The 15,944-nt window shown below is 63.3% G+C and carries 15 protein-coding genes and 1 pseudogene; 11 read left to right on the top strand and 5 right to left on the bottom strand.

Annotated features, from left to right (window positions below):
* Window positions 1–126 precede the first annotated feature (126 nt).
* From DDE76_RS16745 to DDE76_RS16730, 4 genes and pseudogenes are all read left to right on the top strand, one after another.
* A pseudogene (locus DDE76_RS16745) lies at window positions 127–1,079 on the top strand (integrase core domain-containing protein); the annotation flags it as partial.
* Between the two features lie 298 nt (window positions 1,080–1,377).
* Window positions 1,378–1,806: a hypothetical protein gene (locus tag DDE76_RS16740; protein WP_104893832.1), complete on the top strand. Its 429-nt coding sequence runs from the start codon at window positions 1,378–1,380 to the stop codon at window positions 1,804–1,806.
* Between the two features lie 5 nt (window positions 1,807–1,811).
* Window positions 1,812–2,048, top strand: coding sequence for a helix-turn-helix transcriptional regulator (locus DDE76_RS16735; protein WP_104893833.1), 237 nt, complete (start codon window positions 1,812–1,814; stop codon window positions 2,046–2,048).
* A 79-nt stretch (window positions 2,049–2,127) separates the two neighbouring features.
* Window positions 2,128–3,153, top strand: a complete 1,026-nt coding sequence (locus tag DDE76_RS16730) for an NAD(P)-dependent alcohol dehydrogenase (RefSeq protein ID WP_158672414.1) — start codon at window positions 2,128–2,130, stop codon at window positions 3,151–3,153.
* Here the strand turns inward: DDE76_RS16730 and DDE76_RS16725 are convergent.
* Genes DDE76_RS16725 through DDE76_RS16715 form a run of 3 tightly spaced genes read right to left on the bottom strand, consistent with a single transcriptional unit; the run spans window position 3,150 to window position 6,121 of the window.
* Complete coding sequence (locus tag DDE76_RS16725) at window positions 3,150–4,181, bottom strand: histidine kinase dimerization/phosphoacceptor domain -containing protein (protein WP_104893835.1); 1,032 nt, start codon at window positions 4,179–4,181, stop codon at window positions 3,150–3,152. The two genes, DDE76_RS16730 and DDE76_RS16725, sit on opposite strands and share 4 nt — an antisense overlap.
* Before the next feature lie 3 nt (window positions 4,182–4,184).
* On the bottom strand, window positions 4,185–4,628 hold the full coding sequence (locus DDE76_RS16720; RefSeq protein ID WP_104893836.1) for a response regulator: 444 nt from the start codon (window positions 4,626–4,628) through the stop codon (window positions 4,185–4,187).
* Window positions 4,625–6,121: a sensor histidine kinase gene (locus tag DDE76_RS16715; RefSeq protein WP_104893837.1), complete on the bottom strand. Its 1,497-nt coding sequence runs from the start codon at window positions 6,119–6,121 to the stop codon at window positions 4,625–4,627. The genes DDE76_RS16720 and DDE76_RS16715 overlap by 4 nt, the downstream gene beginning before the upstream one ends.
* A 192-nt stretch (window positions 6,122–6,313) precedes the next feature.
* Between DDE76_RS16715 and rsmH the strand changes: the two genes are divergently transcribed.
* The 6 genes from rsmH (at window position 6,314) to mraY (ending at window position 13,552) form a co-directional block, all read left to right on the top strand.
* Complete coding sequence (gene rsmH, locus DDE76_RS16710) at window positions 6,314–7,327, top strand: 16S rRNA (cytosine(1402)-N(4))-methyltransferase RsmH (protein WP_425430642.1); 1,014 nt, start codon at window positions 6,314–6,316, stop codon at window positions 7,325–7,327.
* The gene (gene ftsL / locus DDE76_RS16705; RefSeq protein ID WP_104893839.1) at window positions 7,324–7,707 is read left to right on the top strand and encodes a cell division protein FtsL; all 384 of its coding nucleotides are present in this window, start codon (window positions 7,324–7,326) and stop codon (window positions 7,705–7,707) included. Before rsmH ends, ftsL begins: the two co-directional genes overlap by 4 nt.
* Window positions 7,707–9,443 carry a peptidoglycan D,D-transpeptidase FtsI family protein gene (locus tag DDE76_RS16700; protein ID WP_104893840.1) on the top strand — a complete coding sequence of 579 codons (1,737 nt, stop codon included), beginning with the start codon at window positions 7,707–7,709 and terminating at the stop codon, window positions 9,441–9,443. Before ftsL ends, DDE76_RS16700 begins: the two co-directional genes overlap by 1 nt.
* A 3-nt stretch (window positions 9,444–9,446) precedes the next feature.
* A complete protein-coding gene (locus DDE76_RS16695; protein WP_342748402.1) occupies window positions 9,447–10,889 on the top strand; it encodes a UDP-N-acetylmuramoyl-L-alanyl-D-glutamate--2,6-diaminopimelate ligase in 1,443 nt (480 codons plus the stop codon).
* A gap of 159 nt (window positions 10,890–11,048) precedes the next feature.
* Window positions 11,049–12,440, top strand: a complete 1,392-nt coding sequence (locus DDE76_RS16690; RefSeq protein ID WP_104893841.1) for a UDP-N-acetylmuramoyl-tripeptide--D-alanyl-D-alanine ligase — start codon at window positions 11,049–11,051, stop codon at window positions 12,438–12,440.
* A gap of 26 nt (window positions 12,441–12,466) precedes the next feature.
* Entirely contained in the window at window positions 12,467–13,552 is a 1,086-nt protein-coding gene (gene mraY / locus DDE76_RS16685; RefSeq protein WP_104893842.1) for a phospho-N-acetylmuramoyl-pentapeptide-transferase, read from the top strand.
* 147 nt (window positions 13,553–13,699) lie between these two features.
* Here mraY and DDE76_RS16680 read toward each other — a convergent pair whose 3' ends face one another.
* Both DDE76_RS16680 and DDE76_RS16675 read right to left on the bottom strand, forming a co-directional pair.
* Window positions 13,700–14,398, bottom strand: a complete 699-nt coding sequence (locus tag DDE76_RS16680; RefSeq protein ID WP_157955867.1) for an anti-sigma factor — start codon at window positions 14,396–14,398, stop codon at window positions 13,700–13,702.
* Window positions 14,395–14,949 carry a sigma-70 family RNA polymerase sigma factor gene (locus tag DDE76_RS16675; protein WP_245892027.1) on the bottom strand — a complete coding sequence of 185 codons (555 nt, stop codon included), beginning with the start codon at window positions 14,947–14,949 and terminating at the stop codon, window positions 14,395–14,397. The genes DDE76_RS16680 and DDE76_RS16675 overlap by 4 nt, the downstream gene beginning before the upstream one ends.
* Window positions 14,950–15,101: 152 nt before the next feature.
* Between DDE76_RS16675 and DDE76_RS16670 the strand changes: the two genes are divergently transcribed.
* Window positions 15,102–15,887: a DUF4394 domain-containing protein gene (locus DDE76_RS16670; RefSeq protein ID WP_104893845.1), complete on the top strand. Its 786-nt coding sequence runs from the start codon at window positions 15,102–15,104 to the stop codon at window positions 15,885–15,887.
* Window positions 15,888–15,944 lie beyond the last annotated feature (57 nt).

Raw genomic sequence — 15,944 nt, 5'->3', positions numbered from 1 at the left:
GGCAGCGCCGCCTGCCAGCAGTTGGTCGAGAAGCTCATTGGGGATTGCAGGCTCTTTGCGTCGAGACATAGGGGACTCCTTGTTTACCCACTATGCCCGACCACACACGGAAATCCTGACACTCCCCTGGAGCAGGCGATCCTGGATCTGCGCAGAGCGCATCCGGCCTGGGGCGCCCGCAAGATCGCGCGTCGCCTGCAGGATCTGGGCACCCCGCCACCTTCCGTCTCCTGTGTGCACGCCATCCTGGCGCGCAATGGCTGCATCACCCCACCCTTGGGCGGCGGTCCGGCTCTTGGGCGGTTCGAGCGCGAGGCGCCCAACCTGCTTTGGCAGATGGACTTCAAGGGCAAGGTACATCTGCGGAACGGCCATTGGTGCTTTCCCCTGACCATTATCGACGACCATTCCCGCTATGCGGTGGGCCTTAGGGCCTGTGCCAACGAGCAGATGGCCACGGTGCGCGACCAGCTCGAGACCATCCTGCGCCAGCATGGACTGCCTCTGGCCTTTTACACCGACAACGGCAATCCCTGGGGCACGGGCGTGCCGGGCCAATGGACGCGGCTACGCGTCTGGTTGCTTAAACTGGGTATCGATCTCATCCATGCCCGGCCCTATCACCCTCAAGGCCGAGGCAAGAACGAGCGTTTCCATCGCAGCCTCAAGGCCGAAGTGCTGGCCTTTGCCCTGCTCGAAGATCAGGCTCAGGCCCAGCGAGCCTTCGATAGCTGGCGCGATCTTTACAACCATCATCGACCCCATGAGGGCATCAACATGGCCGTTCCGGCCAGCCGCTACCGCCCCTCGCCGCGTCCATTCCCCGATCGCCTGCCCGAGCCGGAATACGACCAGGGCGAAATCGTCCGCCGGGTCGGCAGTGCCAACGGCATGATCAGCTTCAAGGGCCGAAAATGGCGCATTCCGAAAGCCTTTTGTGGCGAAACCGTTGCCATCAGACCCCTCGACCGCGACGGTCTGTACGGCGTCTTCTTCGGGGCAACACAGATCGACACAATCGACCTCAATTGGACGCCCTGACTGTCAGGCATGTCTCAGAACACCTGTCAGGCATGTCTAAGGTCTGTACATCAAGGCCGAGGGTGACGGTCGGTGGGTGGGGCGATGGTGGTGCTTGGGCGGTGATTGGCGTGCTGGTGTCCTTGTCGCCTGGGGGCAGGTCGACAGGGTGGCAAAGCCTCGATAGCCGCTTGATCCTCACCGGCCTTGTCCTTCCTGTCCGCCAATCTTTTTTGTCCGTATAGCCCTCCCCAGCGCCATCCCTGTCGCTCCTGTGCGACATTGTGTATGAAATAATTGACATTGTGTCGCGTTTCACATACTCTGTGTCCAGATGATAAGACATGGGCGTGTGAGATGACTTCGAAGGAAATGATGGCCTGGGTGCAGTTGCTGGGTGTGGCCCTGGTGGGCGGGTGGCTCGGCTGGGATGCGCTGAATGGCGGGGCAGTGGGGTCCACGGCCGAGATTGCGCAGAAGCTGCTCTGGGCGGTGGGGGCGATGGTCGGGTTCAATATTGTGGGGGCGATTATCGGGACCATCCTGGTGTCGATTGCCCAGCGCGAGGAGCTTAAGGACGAGTCGGCCGATGAGCGGGACCATGCGGTGGCGGCGCGGAGCCTGCGCAATAGCGGGATTGCCACTTCTATCGTGGCGGCGCTGGCGCTGATTCCGCTGGCGCTGGGGGTTGATGCCAATCTGGCGATCTATGCGCTGTTCGTGGCGCCGGTGATCGGCGGGACGATCAATGCGGCCTCCGAACTCTATTACTACCGGACGATGTGAGCGTTATGGGCAAGGGACAGGCCAATGTCAGCAACACCATCCGCACGCTGCGCTTTCATGCCGGGGAAATGACCCAGGCGGCGCTGGCCGAGCAGGTGGGCGTGACGCGCCAGACCATCGTGGCCATCGAGCAGGGGCGCTATTCGCCCTCGCTGGAGGTGGCGTTTCGGATTGCCCATGTGTTCGGGGTGCCGCTGGACGAGGTGTTCCAGTGGACCCCGCCAGGGCCGGACGCCGGCTGATCTGATCTGAACTGACGACGAGATTTCTTGAGCACGCGGCAGGGCGCCGCGCGGACCAACACGCATGGAGACTGGACCAATGAAAGTTGCTGCACAAAAACGCTATGGCGGGCCCGAAGTGATCGAGATTGTCGAGCGGCCCAAGCCGGTGCCGGGGCCGGGCGAGGTGCTGATCGAAGTGCATGCGAGCACGGTGACGCTGGCCGATTGCGCCTTCCGCAAGGCCGATCCGTTCATCGTGCGGTTCTTCGGCGGGCTGTTCCGGCCCAAGCTCGATGTGCTGGGGGACGATATTGCCGGGGTGGTGGTGGCCATTGGGGCCGGGGTGACGCGCTTTGCCGTGGGCGACAGGGTGCATGGCTGCACCGGGGCGGCGCTGGGCGGCATGGCGGAATATGTCTGCGTCAAGGAGACAGCCGCGCTGGTGAGGGTGCCCGAGGGGGTGGAGCTGATGCCGCTCGGGGGCATGAGCTATGCCTATCTCACGGCAATGCCGTTCATCCGCGACGAGGGCAAGGTGAAGCCGGGCGACCACGTGCTGATCAATGGCGCGGCGAGCAGCGTGGGGGCGATGGCGCTGCAACTGGCCAAGCATTTCGGGGCCGAGGTGACGGCGGTGGCGTCAGGGCGGCACCGGGCGCTGCTGCAGCGGCTGGGGGCCGATCATGTCATCGACCGGCAGGTTGCCGATTTCACGGCGGCGCGGGAGAGCTATGATGTGGTGTTCGATGCGGTGGGAAAATCGCGCTTTGCGCAGGCGGCACCGGCGCTGAAGCCGGGCGGGATTTATCTCACGACCGTGCCGAGCTGGGGGATTTTCGCGCTGATGCTGACCGGCGGGCAGCGCGGCGGCAAGCGCGGCAAGCTGGCAACGACGGGTTTACGGGCGGAGAGCGATAAGCTCAAGGATCTGCATGTGCTCAACCGGCTCTTGGAGCAGGGGGCGATCAGGCCGGTGACCGACCGGGTGTTTCCGCTGAACCAAATCGTCGAGGCACATCGCTATGTCGAGCGGGAGGTGAAGGCGGGCGACGTGGTGGTGGCCATGCCGGTGGCGCAGGGGCCGCTGCTGCTGGCGCAGCAGGGCGTGGCGGTGGGCGCCTAGCCTTCGAAGGTCACCACGACCTGGGTGCCGGGGCCATCGCCATAGGCGACGCAGGCGCCCAGGCTCGCGGCCATGGCCTTGACGATACGGCTGCCCAGGCCCGTGCCCTGCGGCTTGCCATTGCCGGTCCAGCCGATGCCGTCATCCTCGACCACCAGGCGCACCTGGCTGCCGTCGCGGCGCATATTGATGCGCACTTCGCCCGGGTCGCGGTCGAGATAGGCATATTTGAGGGCGTTGGTGACCAGCTCGGTGACGATGACGCCGAGCGAGGCCACTTTTTCGGTGGGCAGGGGGAAGCCTTCGACATCGACGCGGATGCTGGCGGTGTTGCCTTCGGCCTGGAGGGAATTTTCCAGCTCGCCGACGAGGCTGTTGAGATAGTCGCCCATCTGCACATTGCGCACGTCGTCGGAGGTGTAGAGGTGGCGGTGCACGCCGGCGATGGCCTGGATGCGCACCTGGGTTTCAGCCAAAGCGCGCTTGGCCTCGGGATCATCGAGGGCGTTGGATTGCAGGCCCACCAGGGCGGCGACCATGGCCAGCGAATTGCCGACGCGATGATTGACCTCGCCGAGCAGCATTTCGGCTCGGTCGCGGGCCTCTTGCACCTCGCGCTCGGCCTTGGCCTTGGCGCGGGTGAGGCGGACATGCTCGATGGCCTGGTCGATGGCGGCCAGCAGCAGGGGCATGAAGTCTTCCGAGCCGGACTTGGGCACGAAATCGGTGGCGCCGGCCTTGAGCGCGCTGACGGCAATCGACATTTCCGAGGAGCCGGTGACATAGACGGTGGCCGGGTGGTCTTCCATGCCTTCCATGCCGGCAAGCACTTCGAGGCCGGTGCCGGTGGGCAGGTAATGATCGAGCGCAACGACGTCGATGTCACCGTTGCGGATCAGTTCGAGGCCCTCTTCGCCGGACTGGGCATGCGAGAAGTTGTAGCCGCGCCGTTGCATGGCCTTTTCGACCAGGCGGATCAGGCCCGGATCATCGTCGATATAGAGGACATGTGGCGTGCGGTTGGGCATCGGCTATTCGGTCTCGGGGATCTGCATCACGGAGAAGAACAGGCCGAGCTGCTTGATGGCGTTGGCAAAACCGTCATAGTCGACCGGTTTGGTGATATAGACATTGGCGCCCAGATCGTAGCAGCGCTGGATCTCGCGCTGGTCATCGGTGGTGGTGAGCACAACGACCGGCGAGCGCTTGGTGTGCTCGTTGTTCTTGACCTTTTCGAGGATGTCGATGCCGGTCATGTCGGGCAGGTTGAGGTCGAGCAGCACCAGCAATTGCCGGCCCTTGTTGACCAGGCCCGAACCGTCCGGCCCCATCAGGTAGGCGAGCGCATCGGTGCCATTGGTGAAGGGCACGATCTCATTGGCGACGCCGGCGCGGCGGATGTTCTTCTCGATGAGGCGGGCGTGGCCTTCATCGTCCTCGACCATGATGATGGTGACGGGCCGTGCATTGTTCATGCGCCTAGTCTCCCCAGAAAACCGCGGGAATCGCGCGGCAGATTGATGATGAATGTGGTGCCTTCGCCCAATTGCGAGGTCAATGTTACATCGCCGCCCAGGCTGCGCACCATGGTGCGGACATGGGCCAGGCCGATGCCTTCGCCCGGATTGTTCTGCGAGCCGGAGCGGCGGAACAGTTCGAAGACGCGCTCATGGTCAGTATCGGCAATGCCTCGCCCATTGTCCTCGACCTCAATGACCACCCGGTTGCCCGGGACATGCCGGGCGCGAATATCAACCCGCAAGGGGCGCCCGGGTTCCCGGTACTTGACGGCATTGTCCAGCATATTGCCCAGAATCTGCTCGAGCGAGAGGCGGTCGGTGATGAGCTGGCCAACGCGAATATCGGTCTCGATGGTGCCATCGCCGTCGGCCACCTGGTGGTGGACGGCGTTGGCGCTGGTTTCAACGACTTCCGCAAGCTCGACTGGCTCTGGCTTGAGCTGGCGGCGGCCTTCGCGGGAGATCTTGAGGATGGCGTTGATCAGCCCGTCCATCTTGCGCGTGGCAGCGCGGATGAAGGTGATGGCCTCGGGCAGGTCTTCGGTCGCGGCAAGGCGGGCCTGGCTGGCGACCGGATCGTCTGCGCTGGCCTCCTGGCCCTCCATGAAGGCCCTGACCTCTTCGACGCTGTTTTCGAGCTCGGCTGTGAACCCCATGATATTGACCAGCGGGGCACGCAAATCGTGGGTGACGATATAGGCGAAGCGCTGGATTTCCTCATTGGCCTTGCCCAGGTCGGCAGTGCGCTCGCGCACGCGTTCCTCAAGCCCGGCATTGGCCTGTTCGACGGCGCGGCGGGCATTGGCGAGTTCCTGGGTGTAGTTGAGCACGGCCCAGATGGCGCCGCCGATGACAGCGAAGATAACCAAAGCACCGATGATCGAGATGATCCGTAGCAGGCTGGCCGTATTGCGCTGGTCCAACACGCCCTGGTTGAGGCGATCGTCCGCAGCAGTGATCAGGGCATCGAAGAAGGCGCGGGAGCGGTCCATCGCCTCCTTGCCGGCATCGGTGCGGATGAGCTCGACGGCCTCGGCGCGGTCGTCTGCCCGGATCAGGTCGATGGTGCGCGACATCTCGGCGAGCTTGAAGGTGATGTCCTCGCGCAATTGCTGCATCGGCTCTGCCGCCTGGGGATAGGGCCGCAGAACGGCTTCCAGTTGAGCGACCGTTTCGTCGATACGGGGCAGGGCCTCCAGATAGGGGTCGAGATATTGCTGGTCGAGGGTAATGATGTAGCCACGCTGGCTGGTTTCGGCATCCTGCAGGAGCTTGAGCAGGTCGACGGCGGCGCCGCGCGCCTCGCGCGCCTCGACCACTTCATTGAAATAGACCTGGGTTCGCTCGACTAGCCAGAGCGTGGTGCCCACAATACCCATGAGGGCCAGCAGGCCGACGAGCAGCAGCAAGGCGGTGGACCGCACGAATGTCTTGCTGGTGATCGGCATGGTTTTCCCTTTTGGAGGTTACCCTACATCGCCCGAAGTGACGCATAGGGCAATATGCATAGATTAACTGACCCCGGTTTTTGTGATGGGCGCCTGGCGCGGGTCTCCAGCGAATGGGAAACAGAATCTTAAGCGTCGCTGTGCAAGATCAGCCTCCAGTTTAAGTAACCGGCCCGAGGTGGCCGGAGTGGAGTGTTAGCGGATATGGGCAAGCCTTCCCTGCCCGAAACCGAAGAGCCGGGTGGTCCGCATGTGCCCGTGCTGCTTGCAGAAGTGCTGGCGGCGCTGGAGCCGGTGGCGGGCCGTCGCATCGTCGATGGCACCTTCGGCGCAGGAGGCTATTCGCGGGCCATGCTGGAAGCCGGTGCCGAGGTGATCGGCATTGATCGCGATCCTTCGGTCGCGCCGCATGTTGACGCCCTCAAGGCTGATTTCCCGGACCGATTCACCTTTGTTGCCGGCACATTTTCCGAGCTGGACACGCTTGTTGCCGATCTCGATCCGGTGGATGCTGTGGTGCTCGATATCGGCGTGTCCTCGATGCAGCTCGACCAGGCGGAACGCGGTTTCTCTTTCATGCGGGACGGCCCGCTCGACATGCGCATGAGCAAGTCGGGCACCAGCGCAGCGGACCTGGTCAACGAACTGGAAGCCGAGCCGCTGGCCAATCTGCTCTATGCCTATGGCGAAGAGCGCAAGTCGCGCCGCATTGCCCAGTTTATCGTGGCGGCGCGGGAGCAAGCACCAATCACCACGACGCTGGAGCTGGCGCGCATCATCGAAAAGGCCATTGGCCGCAAGCCGGGTGATGCACACCCGGCGACGCGCTCGTTCCAGGCCCTGCGCATTGCGGTCAATGGCGAGTTCGATCAATTGGTCGACGGCCTGTTCGCCGCCGAACGGTTGCTGACCGAAGGCGGGCGGCTGGCCGTGGTCAGCTTTCATTCGCTCGAAGACCGCATCGTCAAACGCTTCTTCGATCCAGACAAGGGTGGGCCGACGGCGTCGCGCCACCTGCCGCAGGTGGAGACGGCGCCGCGCCGCTGGCAGCCCGTGTCCAAGGCGGTCAAATCGGGCAAGACCGAACTGGCCCGCAATCCGCGTGCCCGATCGGCGGTGCTGCGTAGCGGTGTGCGCACCAGCGAGGCCGCGCGTGCCGTGGATCTTTCCGGACTGGGTGTTCCGCAGATCAGGGGCACAGCATGATCCGCAATCTCAATATTTTCCTGCTGTTCGTATCGGTGGTGATGCTGGCCGGTGTCTATGTGCTGAAATTCTCCATCGAGGGCACGGCGTCCGAACGCACAGCGCTGGCGGCCCAGATTGAAGATCAGGAAGGGCAGCTATCGTTGCTCAAGGCCGATTGGGCGGTGCTGAACCAGCCCGGTCATATCGATCCCATCATCAAGCGGCATCAGGAAGAGCTGGCGATCGGTCCGGTGCAACAGGAACAGTTTGGCGCCTTCACGGCGCTGCCAATGCGCCCGGCCAAACCCGATACCGAGGCGATGGATGCCCTGTTTGCTGCCATTGCCGAGGGTATCGATCCGATCGACGCCATTCTCGAGATGGAGGGCATTGAATAATGGCTGCCATCACAGAAGGCCATGCGCCGACCATTGCCATCGAGGGGGCCCGCAAACAGCGCGGGAACCTGACACAGGCCCGCATTCGCTGGATGGTGCTTGCTGTCGTGCTGGGCCTTGGGCTGGTGAGTGGCCGGTTGGTACAGTTGGGCATGGCGGAAACCGACCAGACCATTGAAGGGCAGACCCGCGATGCGATTACCGCGACGCGGCCACCGATTCTGGATCGGAACGGGCTGGAAATGGCGGTCGATATCCGCGTGCCCTCGCTTTATGCCGAACCGCGCCGGATCATCGATGTGGAAGAAGCAGTCCGCGAGTTGCGCACCGTGCTGCCCGATCTCGACGAGGACTGGCTGCGCGATAGACTGACCGGCGACCAGGGCTTTGTCTGGGTCAAGCGCGAGCTGACCCCGGCCATCCAGGAGGCGGTGATGCGACTGGGCATTCCCGGCATCGACTTCATCACCGAATCCAAGCGCTTCTATCCAGGGATGAACGAGGCCGCCCATATCCTGGGCTCCACCAATGTGGACAACCAGGGCATTGCCGGCATCGAGCGGCATATGGACAGCGAATCGGTGGCGCTGTTGCAGGAACTGGGGCTGGCCCGCGGCAATGCGTTGACGCCGGTGGAGCTGAGCGTGGACATGCGTGTGCAGCATGTGTTGCATGAGCAACTGACGGACGCGATGACGCGCTACCAGGCGATCGCGGCGGCCGGCGTGATGCTGGACATTCATACCGGCGAGGTGATCGCGCTGGCCTCGGTGCCGGACTTCAATCCCAACGAGCCGGCGACGGCGCTGGTCAAGGACACGTTCAACCGGATCACCTCAGGTATTTTCGAGCCGGGCTCGATCTTCAAGACGGTGACCATGGCTGGGGCGCTCGATAGTGGCGCGGTGGCGATTACGGACCAGTTCGACGCGCGCTATGGCATTCGCTTTGGGCGGTACACCATCGACGACTTCCACGGCAAGCATCGCATCCTGGCGTTGCCGGAAGTGTACAAATACTCGTCCAATATCGGCACGATCCGCATCATGCAGGCCATGGGCAAGGACAACTACCGGGCTTTCCTCAGTCGCATGAAGTTCGACGAGCGCGTGCAGTTCGAATTGCCGGAGATGCGCGTACCGACAGTGCCTGACAGTTTTTCGGAGGTTGGCGCAGCCACGGCCTCATTCGGTCACGGCCTGTCTGTGTCGCCGCTCCATATGGTCACGGCCTATGCGGCCTTCGTGAATGGCGGCAATTATATTGCCCCCACACTTTACAAGCGGGATATGGCCGAGGCCGAGGCGCTTTACGAGCGGGTGCTGCGGCCCGAGACCAGCGCCTATCTGCGCTATCTGATGCGGCTCAATGCGATTTCGACGGGTGGTTCGGGTTCGCAGATGAACAAGGCCGCACAGGGCTATCGCGTGGGGGGGAAGACCGGCACGGCGGAAAAAGTGGTGGATGGGCGCTACTCGTCCAACAAGGTCACCAATTTCTTCGCCTCGGCTTTCCCACTCGACAATCCGCGCTACGCCATGGTCATCATGGTGGACGAGCCCAAGGCGGAAAATGCCCAATCGGGCACAACGGCCGGCTGGAACGCCGGCACCTTGACCGGCCGCGTAGTCCAGCGTGTCGCTCCCATGCTCGGAATTGCCCCGGACTTCAGCGAAGCGGTCGATCAGCAGATCGTGCCTGCGGAAGTCAGACAACTCTATCCAGAAGGATTCTGATCGGTGTCTATCAGCGTAACCCAGTTGCTCGAAGGGTCCGGCGCCCGCCCCAAAAAGGGACTTGGCGCGGTCTTCGGGCTGAATTCGGATAGCCGCCGGATCGAACCGGGCGATATCTTTTTTGCACTGCCGGGGGCCAAGGTGCATGGCAACCAGTTCGTTGCCGATGCGGTCCAGCGCGGTGCGCTGGCCGTAGTGACCGATACCGCCCCGCCGGGTGATCCCGGCGTGCCGGTGATCATCGTCAAGGATGTCCGGGCGTCCTATGCGCGGGCGGCCAGCCGGGTGTTCGAGCCGCAGCCAGAGATCCTGGTGGCGGTGACGGGCACCAATGGCAAGACTTCCGTGGCCTCTTTCGTGCGCCAGATCTGGGACCATGCCGGGGTGCCGGGCGCCAGCATCGGCACACTGGGCATCGAGACTTCCAAGCGCGTCATCGAAGGTGCGCTGACCACGCCGGACTCGCGCACGCTGCACCAGGCGATGCGGGCGCTCAAGGCACAGGGCATCGATCACGTGGCGCTCGAAGCCTCGAGCCATGGGCTGGACCAGCACCGGCTGGACGGGGTGCATTTTGAGGCGGTGGCGTTCACCAATCTCAGCCGCGATCATCTCGACTATCACAAGGACATGGACGAATATCGTAATGCCAAATTGCGGCTGTTCACCGATCTGCTGGTGGATGGGGGCGCGGCCATCGTCAATGTCGACGATCCCGAGCATGAGCAGTTCATGTTCGCGGCGCTCTCGGCCAGCGCGACGCTGCTGACGGTCGGGCGCGAGGGTGCCTATATCGAAATCCTCTCAATCAAGCCCGAAGGCTACGGCCAGCGGGTCGAGGTGCGCCATATCGGTGAGAAGGTCAGTTTCCATCTCAAGATACCGGGCGAATTCCAGGTCTCCAATGCGCTGATCGCAGCGGCCCTGGCGATGTCGGCGGGCGTGGACAAGGCGGACGCCTTTGCCGCTTTGCCAGAGCTGGTGGGCGCGCGCGGGCGGCTCGAACTGGTGGCCGAGCACAATGGCGCGGCGATTTTTGTGGATTATTCGCACAAGCCCGAAGCGCTGCGCGTGGCGCTCCAGACCCTTCGGCCTCATGCGAAGAACAAGCTGCATGTGGTGTTTGGTTGCGGCGGGGACAGGGACAAGGGCAAGCGCCCTCAAATGGGCGAAATTGCCAGCGAACTTGCCGATGTGGTGATTGTCACGGACGACAACCCGCGTACCGAGGACCCGGCCGCAATCCGCGCCGAAGTGCTCGCCGGGGCCAAGGGGGCGAGGGAAATTGGTGACCGCAAGCAGGCCATTGAAGAGGCTGTCAAATCGCTCAAGCCGGGCGATGTGCTGCTGGTGGCCGGCAAGGGGCACGAGACCTATCAGATCATCGGCACCACTAAGTCGCATTTCTCAGACCATGAAGTGGTCGCGGCAGCGGTCAAGGGGTAGGGAGCCGATGCTGCCCGACGCACCGCTCCACACGCTCACCCTTTTGGGGAGGGCGGGGACGAGGGGCGTCCAGGCTCCCGGTATCGTGTTCGACCACCACCCCCTCCCAGCCTCCCCCGCCAAGGGGGAGGTGTCGCATACAGTGCGTGGAGACTGCTGATGACCCCACCTCTATTTACACTCGACGCCATACTGGCGGCCACCGGTGGCAAGGCGACCGGGGTGTCGGTGCGCGAGATCAATTCGATCTCCATAGACAGCCGCGAGTTGGGGCCCGAGGCGCTGTTTGTTGCGATCAAGGGCGATCGCTTCGACGGGCATGATTTTGTCCAGACGGCGCTGGAGAACGGTGCGATAGCGGCGCTGGTCAGCCAGGGCGAGGGGGACGGCCGGATTGTCGTGCCCGATGCGCTGGGTGGCTTACGTGATCTGGCAATTGCGGCGCGGAAACGCGGCCGGGCCTTTGTTGCCGGCGTGACGGGCAGCGTGGGCAAGACGACCACCAAGGAAGCGCTGCGACTGGTGTTCGAGGCGGCGGGGGAGACGCATGCCTCGATCAAGAGCTTCAACAATCACTGGGGTGTGCCGCTGATGCTGGCGCGCATGCCAGAGACGGCGCAGTTCGGCGTGTTCGAAATGGGCATGAATGCGCCCGATGAAATCCGCCCGCTGAGCAAGCTGGTGCGGCCGCATGTGGCCGTTATTACCAATATTGCACCGGCGCATCTGGAAAAGCTGGGGAGCCTGGACAATATCGCGCGAGCCAAGGCCGAGATTTTCGAGGGACTGGAGCCGGGCGGCACGGCGGTGCTCAATGCCGATCATCCGCAGATCAATCTGCTGCTGGAACTGGCGGCGGCGGCCGATTTGGGGCGGGTGGTGACCTATGGTTTCGCGCGGGGCGTCGACTGGCAGATCACGGCGCCGGAAATGGCGGCGGACCGCAGTTTTGCAACGATCGTTCATGGCGATGAGACGCATGCGCTGACATTGGGCGTGACCGGGCGGCACATGTTGTCCAATGCCACGGCGGCGCTGGCGGTGGCGCATCTGGCCGGGATCGAGCCGGAGACGGCGTTGCGGGCATTGGCCGGATTTGGTGCACAGCCGGGGCGGGGGCAGCGCGTGGCGGTTGGACCGGAGGAGCGGCCGCTGCTGCTGATCGATGAGAGCTATAATGCCAATACCGCCTCGATGGGGGCGGCGCTGGAGGTGTTCTCGACGCTGGAGGCGCCGGGCGGGCGCAAGATCGTGGTGCTCGGAGACATGTTGGAGCTGGGCGCGGCGGGCGCAGCGATGCATGCGGGGCTGGCCGACGCTGTCAAGAACAGCGGCGCAGAGCGGGTGCATCTGGTGGGCCAGAACATGGCCGCGCTGGCCACAGTGCTGCCGCAGGGCCTGTTGGCGGGGCACTACAACTCCATTGGAGAAGGTCTGGACGTGATCATGGCCGACCTTGCCTATGGCGACGCAGTTATGGTCAAAGGGTCCAACGGTGTGGGCCTGTCGCGCGTCGTCACCGAAATCAAATCGCGATTCGCACATAGCTGACACACCCGAAAGTGTAGTAGACAAGAATGCTCTATTTCCTTGGCCAATTGGGTGAGCAGATCGCCGCCTTCAACGTGTTCCGCTACATCACCTTCCGCACGGCGGGTGCGGTGGTCACGGCGCTGTTCTTCGTGTTCCTGTTCGGGCCGGGGATGATTGCGCTGCTGCGCGTCAAGCAGGGGCGTGGCCAGCCAATCCGCGAGGATGGTCCGGCCGGGCATTTGCTGACCAAGAAGGGCACGCCCACCATGGGCGGGCTGATGATCCTGTCGGGCGCGGTGATCTCGACCCTTTTGTGGTCGAACCTGACCAATGGCTATGTCTGGGTGGTGCTGTTCGTCACGATCGGGTTCGGCGCCATCGGCTTTTACGACGATTATCTCAAGGTCAAGCGGATGAGCCATACCGGCTTCGGCTCGAAGCAGCGGCTTATTCTCGAGGCGCTGATCGGGGGTATCGCGGCCTTCTTCATCTCGCAACTGGCCTCGGGCTCGTATGGCACCTCGCTGCTGTTCCCCTTCGTCAAGGATCTGGCGCTCAATCTGGGCTATTTCTACATTCTGTTCGGCGGCTTCGTGGTGGTGGCGGCGGGCAATTCGGTCAATCTGACCGATGGGCTGGATGGCCTGGCGATTGTGCCGGTGATGGTGGCGGCGGCCTGTTTCGGGCTGATCGCCTATCTGGTCGGATCGCAGACCTATGCCGACTACCTGCTGCTCAATGGTGTGCCGGGAACGGCGGAACTGGCGGTGGTCTGCGGGGCGCTGATCGGGGCGGGCCTGGGCTTTTTGTGGTTCAATGCACCGCCGGCGCAGATCTTCATGGGAGATACCGGCTCGCTGGCCCTGGGCGGTGCGCTGGGCACAATTGCGGTGGCCACCAAGCATGAGATCGTGCTGGCGATCATTGGCGGATTGTTCGTGCTCGAAACCGTATCGGTGATCGTGCAGGTGACGTCCTTCCGGCTGACCGGCAAACGGGTGTTCCGCATGGCGCCGATCCATCATCATTTCGAGCATCTGGGCTGGACCGAAAGCCAGGTGGTGATCCGGTTCTGGATCATTTCCTTCGTGCTGGCACTGATCGGGCTGTCGAGCCTGAAATTGCGCTGAAACCAATTTGGACCTGGCGCGTTCTTGCTTTCACCTGTGACGCAGGAGCGGGCCCGGAGCCCCAAGATGAAGATGTCCGGAAACAACCGGACCCCATATCCTGTCAAAAAAGTCCCCGGCCTTGTCCGGGGATTGTCGTTTCTGAGGCTAGAGCGGCGATTTGGCGAAGCCCTTGACCAGGATTGGTCCGGTCGGACGCCCTGTCGGTGAGCCACCGGATGGTTCAAGCGTAATCTCATAGAGCTGGCCGGGTTCAGGCGGCGGCAGGTCGGGTCCGGACAGGGACAGCGTTGCCGGATCGTCAAAAATGCCCATGGAGACCGGACCGGTCTCCGGATCGGGCAGGGTCCAGACCTGATAGACCCGGTCAGCAGGCCGGGCGGTCAGGTCGAGCGGAACGAGGCGAATGGTGTCGTCGGCAAAGGCCTCGACAATGGCGCCGGGCTCGGAGCCATCCTCAGTCAGAAGGACCGCGATCATCACAGGCTGGCGCGAGGTCGTCAGGTTCGTGCCGGTCAGATAGCCGACGGCCAGGGCGACCAGAATGCTGGCGGCCATGCCGAGCCGCCGGGTCCAGCGATTGTCATTGGCGGGGCGGAGGGGAGCCGGTTGCGCCGGTTCGTCTTTGGGCGCATCCAGGCGTGCGTTGATGCGCTGCCACAATGCGGGGTCGACGGGCAGTTCGCCGGCGGTGTCATCAAGCGTTTGAAGCTGCGCACGCAGTTTCGTCACCGCCGCAGCCAGTTCGGGTTCGCTGGCCAGGCGCGCTTCAAAGTCCTGTGCTTCTGTGCCTTCGAGCAAGCCCAGCACATATTCGCCAATGCGTTCACGATCCTGCGGGGTCATGCCAGGCACTCCTGCAGGGCGACCACGCCACGCCGGACCCATGACTTGATGGTGCCCAGGGGCACTTTCATGGTGGCGGCGGCCTCGCCGTGGTTGAGGCCAGTGACATAGCAGAGCAGGATAGCTTCGCGCTTGGAGGCGTCGAGCGCCTCAAGGCAGTGGCGGAGGGCATCGCGGGCAGACAAGGCATCGAAGGCTGCGCGCACATCGGCAGCGCGGTCGCCCAGTTCGGCCAGTGTCTCGCCGTCCTTGTAGTCCATGCGTGCGCCGTCGCGCAGCAGATTGAGGGCGCGGTTCCTGGCCATGACGGTCAGCCAGCCGCGCGCGGTGCCCTTGGAGCGGTCATAGTTACCGGCATTGCGCCAGACAGACAGAAAGACCTCCTGGATCACTTCTTCGGCCAGATCGCGACGGCGCAGGATGCGTTGGGCGACGGCCAGCAGGCGTCCGGATTCTGCTTCGAACAATTGCGCCAGCGCAGCGCGCTCGCCCCTGGCGATCTGCAGAATCAGCTCTTCGGGCGCAGTGTGTGGCTTCATGGTGTGGAGCATGGCGGCAAATCTCGTTCCTGTCGATTACCCGCCAGCCGGTCTTATGGATGCAGCGCCAAAGTTTTTTCCGGCCACTGCATCCGGGCGCAGTCGCCCATGTGTACCCCTGATGTAAACGCGCTCGAGAAGCGCATTTCAGAGGAGACGTTCCAATGACTGCATCTTCCCTTATTGCCCTTCGCGCTGCCCTCATCCTGGGTGCGGCCGGCCTGGCCACCAGCGCCTATGCGGCCCCGGCGGTCGGATTGGTCGGCGACAAGACGCTTGTCATGTTCGATACCGAAACCCGCGAGGTCTCGGGCACGATGGACGTTACCGGGGTCGACGCGCTCGCCGGTATCGATGTCCGCCCGGCAGACAAGATGCTTTATGGTGTGACGCTTTCCGGCGATGTCGTGACGATCGACACCGCATCGGGCGCTGCGACCGTGAAGTCGACCCTGTCGGAAATGCTGCCCAGCTATGAAGGCGCCATTGTCGATTTCAACCCCATGGCAGACCGCCTGCGCCTGATGAGCACTGATGGCACCAATCACCGCGTCAATGTCGATGATGGCATGGTGACGGTGGATGGTTCGCTGGCCTTCGAAGAGGCCGACATGCATGCCGGCGAAGCGCCCGACATCGTCGAGGCATCCTACATCAATTCCTATGGCAAGCCCGAGTCGACCGCGATGTATGACATCGACGCGACCATCGCGGCCCTGATCCAGCAGGTCTCGCCCAATGACGGCACGCTGGCAGCCATTGGCAAGCTGGGCGTGGAAGGCTCTGCCTATGCCTTCGACATCGCCACCACCGAAGACCTGACCAATACCGCGTTCCTGGTGATCGACAATGTGCTGCATACGGTCGACCTGGAGAGCGGCGCGGCCGAGGCCTGGGGCCCGATTGAAGGCGTTGATGGCATGATCACGGATCTCGCCATCTTGCAGTGACACCTGTGGCGTTGCCCCGATCTCGTTCCAGGCTCGGGCGTATTGCAGGTGAAGCAG

The sequence above is a fragment of the Devosia indica genome (genome assembly GCF_003056405.1).
GTDB lineage: Bacteria > Pseudomonadota > Alphaproteobacteria > Rhizobiales > Devosiaceae > Devosia > Devosia indica.
The sequence above is the reverse complement of the archived record's forward strand: the minus strand, read 5'-3'. Positions and strand labels throughout refer to the sequence as shown.

Excerpts from the sequence above, each read along its gene's own strand:
- DDE76_RS16715 (WP_104893837.1), bottom strand. The coding sequence starts at position 6,121 with ATGCCGATCACCAGCAAGACATTCGTGCGGTCCACCGCCTTGCTGCTG.
- DDE76_RS16675 (WP_245892027.1), bottom strand. The coding sequence starts at position 14,949 with ATGCTCCACACCATGAAGCCACACACTGCGCCCGAAGAGCTGATTCTG.
- DDE76_RS16730 (WP_158672414.1), top strand. The coding sequence starts at position 2,128 with ATGAAAGTTGCTGCACAAAAACGCTATGGCGGGCCCGAAGTGATCGAG.
- DDE76_RS16690 (WP_104893841.1), top strand. The coding sequence starts at position 11,049 with ATGACCCCACCTCTATTTACACTCGACGCCATACTGGCGGCCACCGGT.
- DDE76_RS16700 (WP_104893840.1), top strand. The coding sequence starts at position 7,707 with ATGGCTGCCATCACAGAAGGCCATGCGCCGACCATTGCCATCGAGGGG.
- DDE76_RS16720 (WP_104893836.1), bottom strand. The coding sequence starts at position 4,628 with ATGAACAATGCACGGCCCGTCACCATCATCATGGTCGAGGACGATGAA.
- mraY (WP_104893842.1), top strand. The coding sequence starts at position 12,467 with ATGCTCTATTTCCTTGGCCAATTGGGTGAGCAGATCGCCGCCTTCAAC.
- DDE76_RS16735 (WP_104893833.1), top strand. The coding sequence starts at position 1,812 with ATGGGCAAGGGACAGGCCAATGTCAGCAACACCATCCGCACGCTGCGC.
- DDE76_RS16740 (WP_104893832.1), top strand. The coding sequence starts at position 1,378 with ATGACTTCGAAGGAAATGATGGCCTGGGTGCAGTTGCTGGGTGTGGCC.
- DDE76_RS16725 (WP_104893835.1), bottom strand. The coding sequence starts at position 4,181 with ATGCCCAACCGCACGCCACATGTCCTCTATATCGACGATGATCCGGGC.
- DDE76_RS16670 (WP_104893845.1), top strand. The coding sequence starts at position 15,102 with ATGACTGCATCTTCCCTTATTGCCCTTCGCGCTGCCCTCATCCTGGGT.
- ftsL (WP_104893839.1), top strand. The coding sequence starts at position 7,324 with ATGATCCGCAATCTCAATATTTTCCTGCTGTTCGTATCGGTGGTGATG.
- DDE76_RS16680 (WP_157955867.1), bottom strand. The coding sequence starts at position 14,398 with ATGACCCCGCAGGATCGTGAACGCATTGGCGAATATGTGCTGGGCTTG.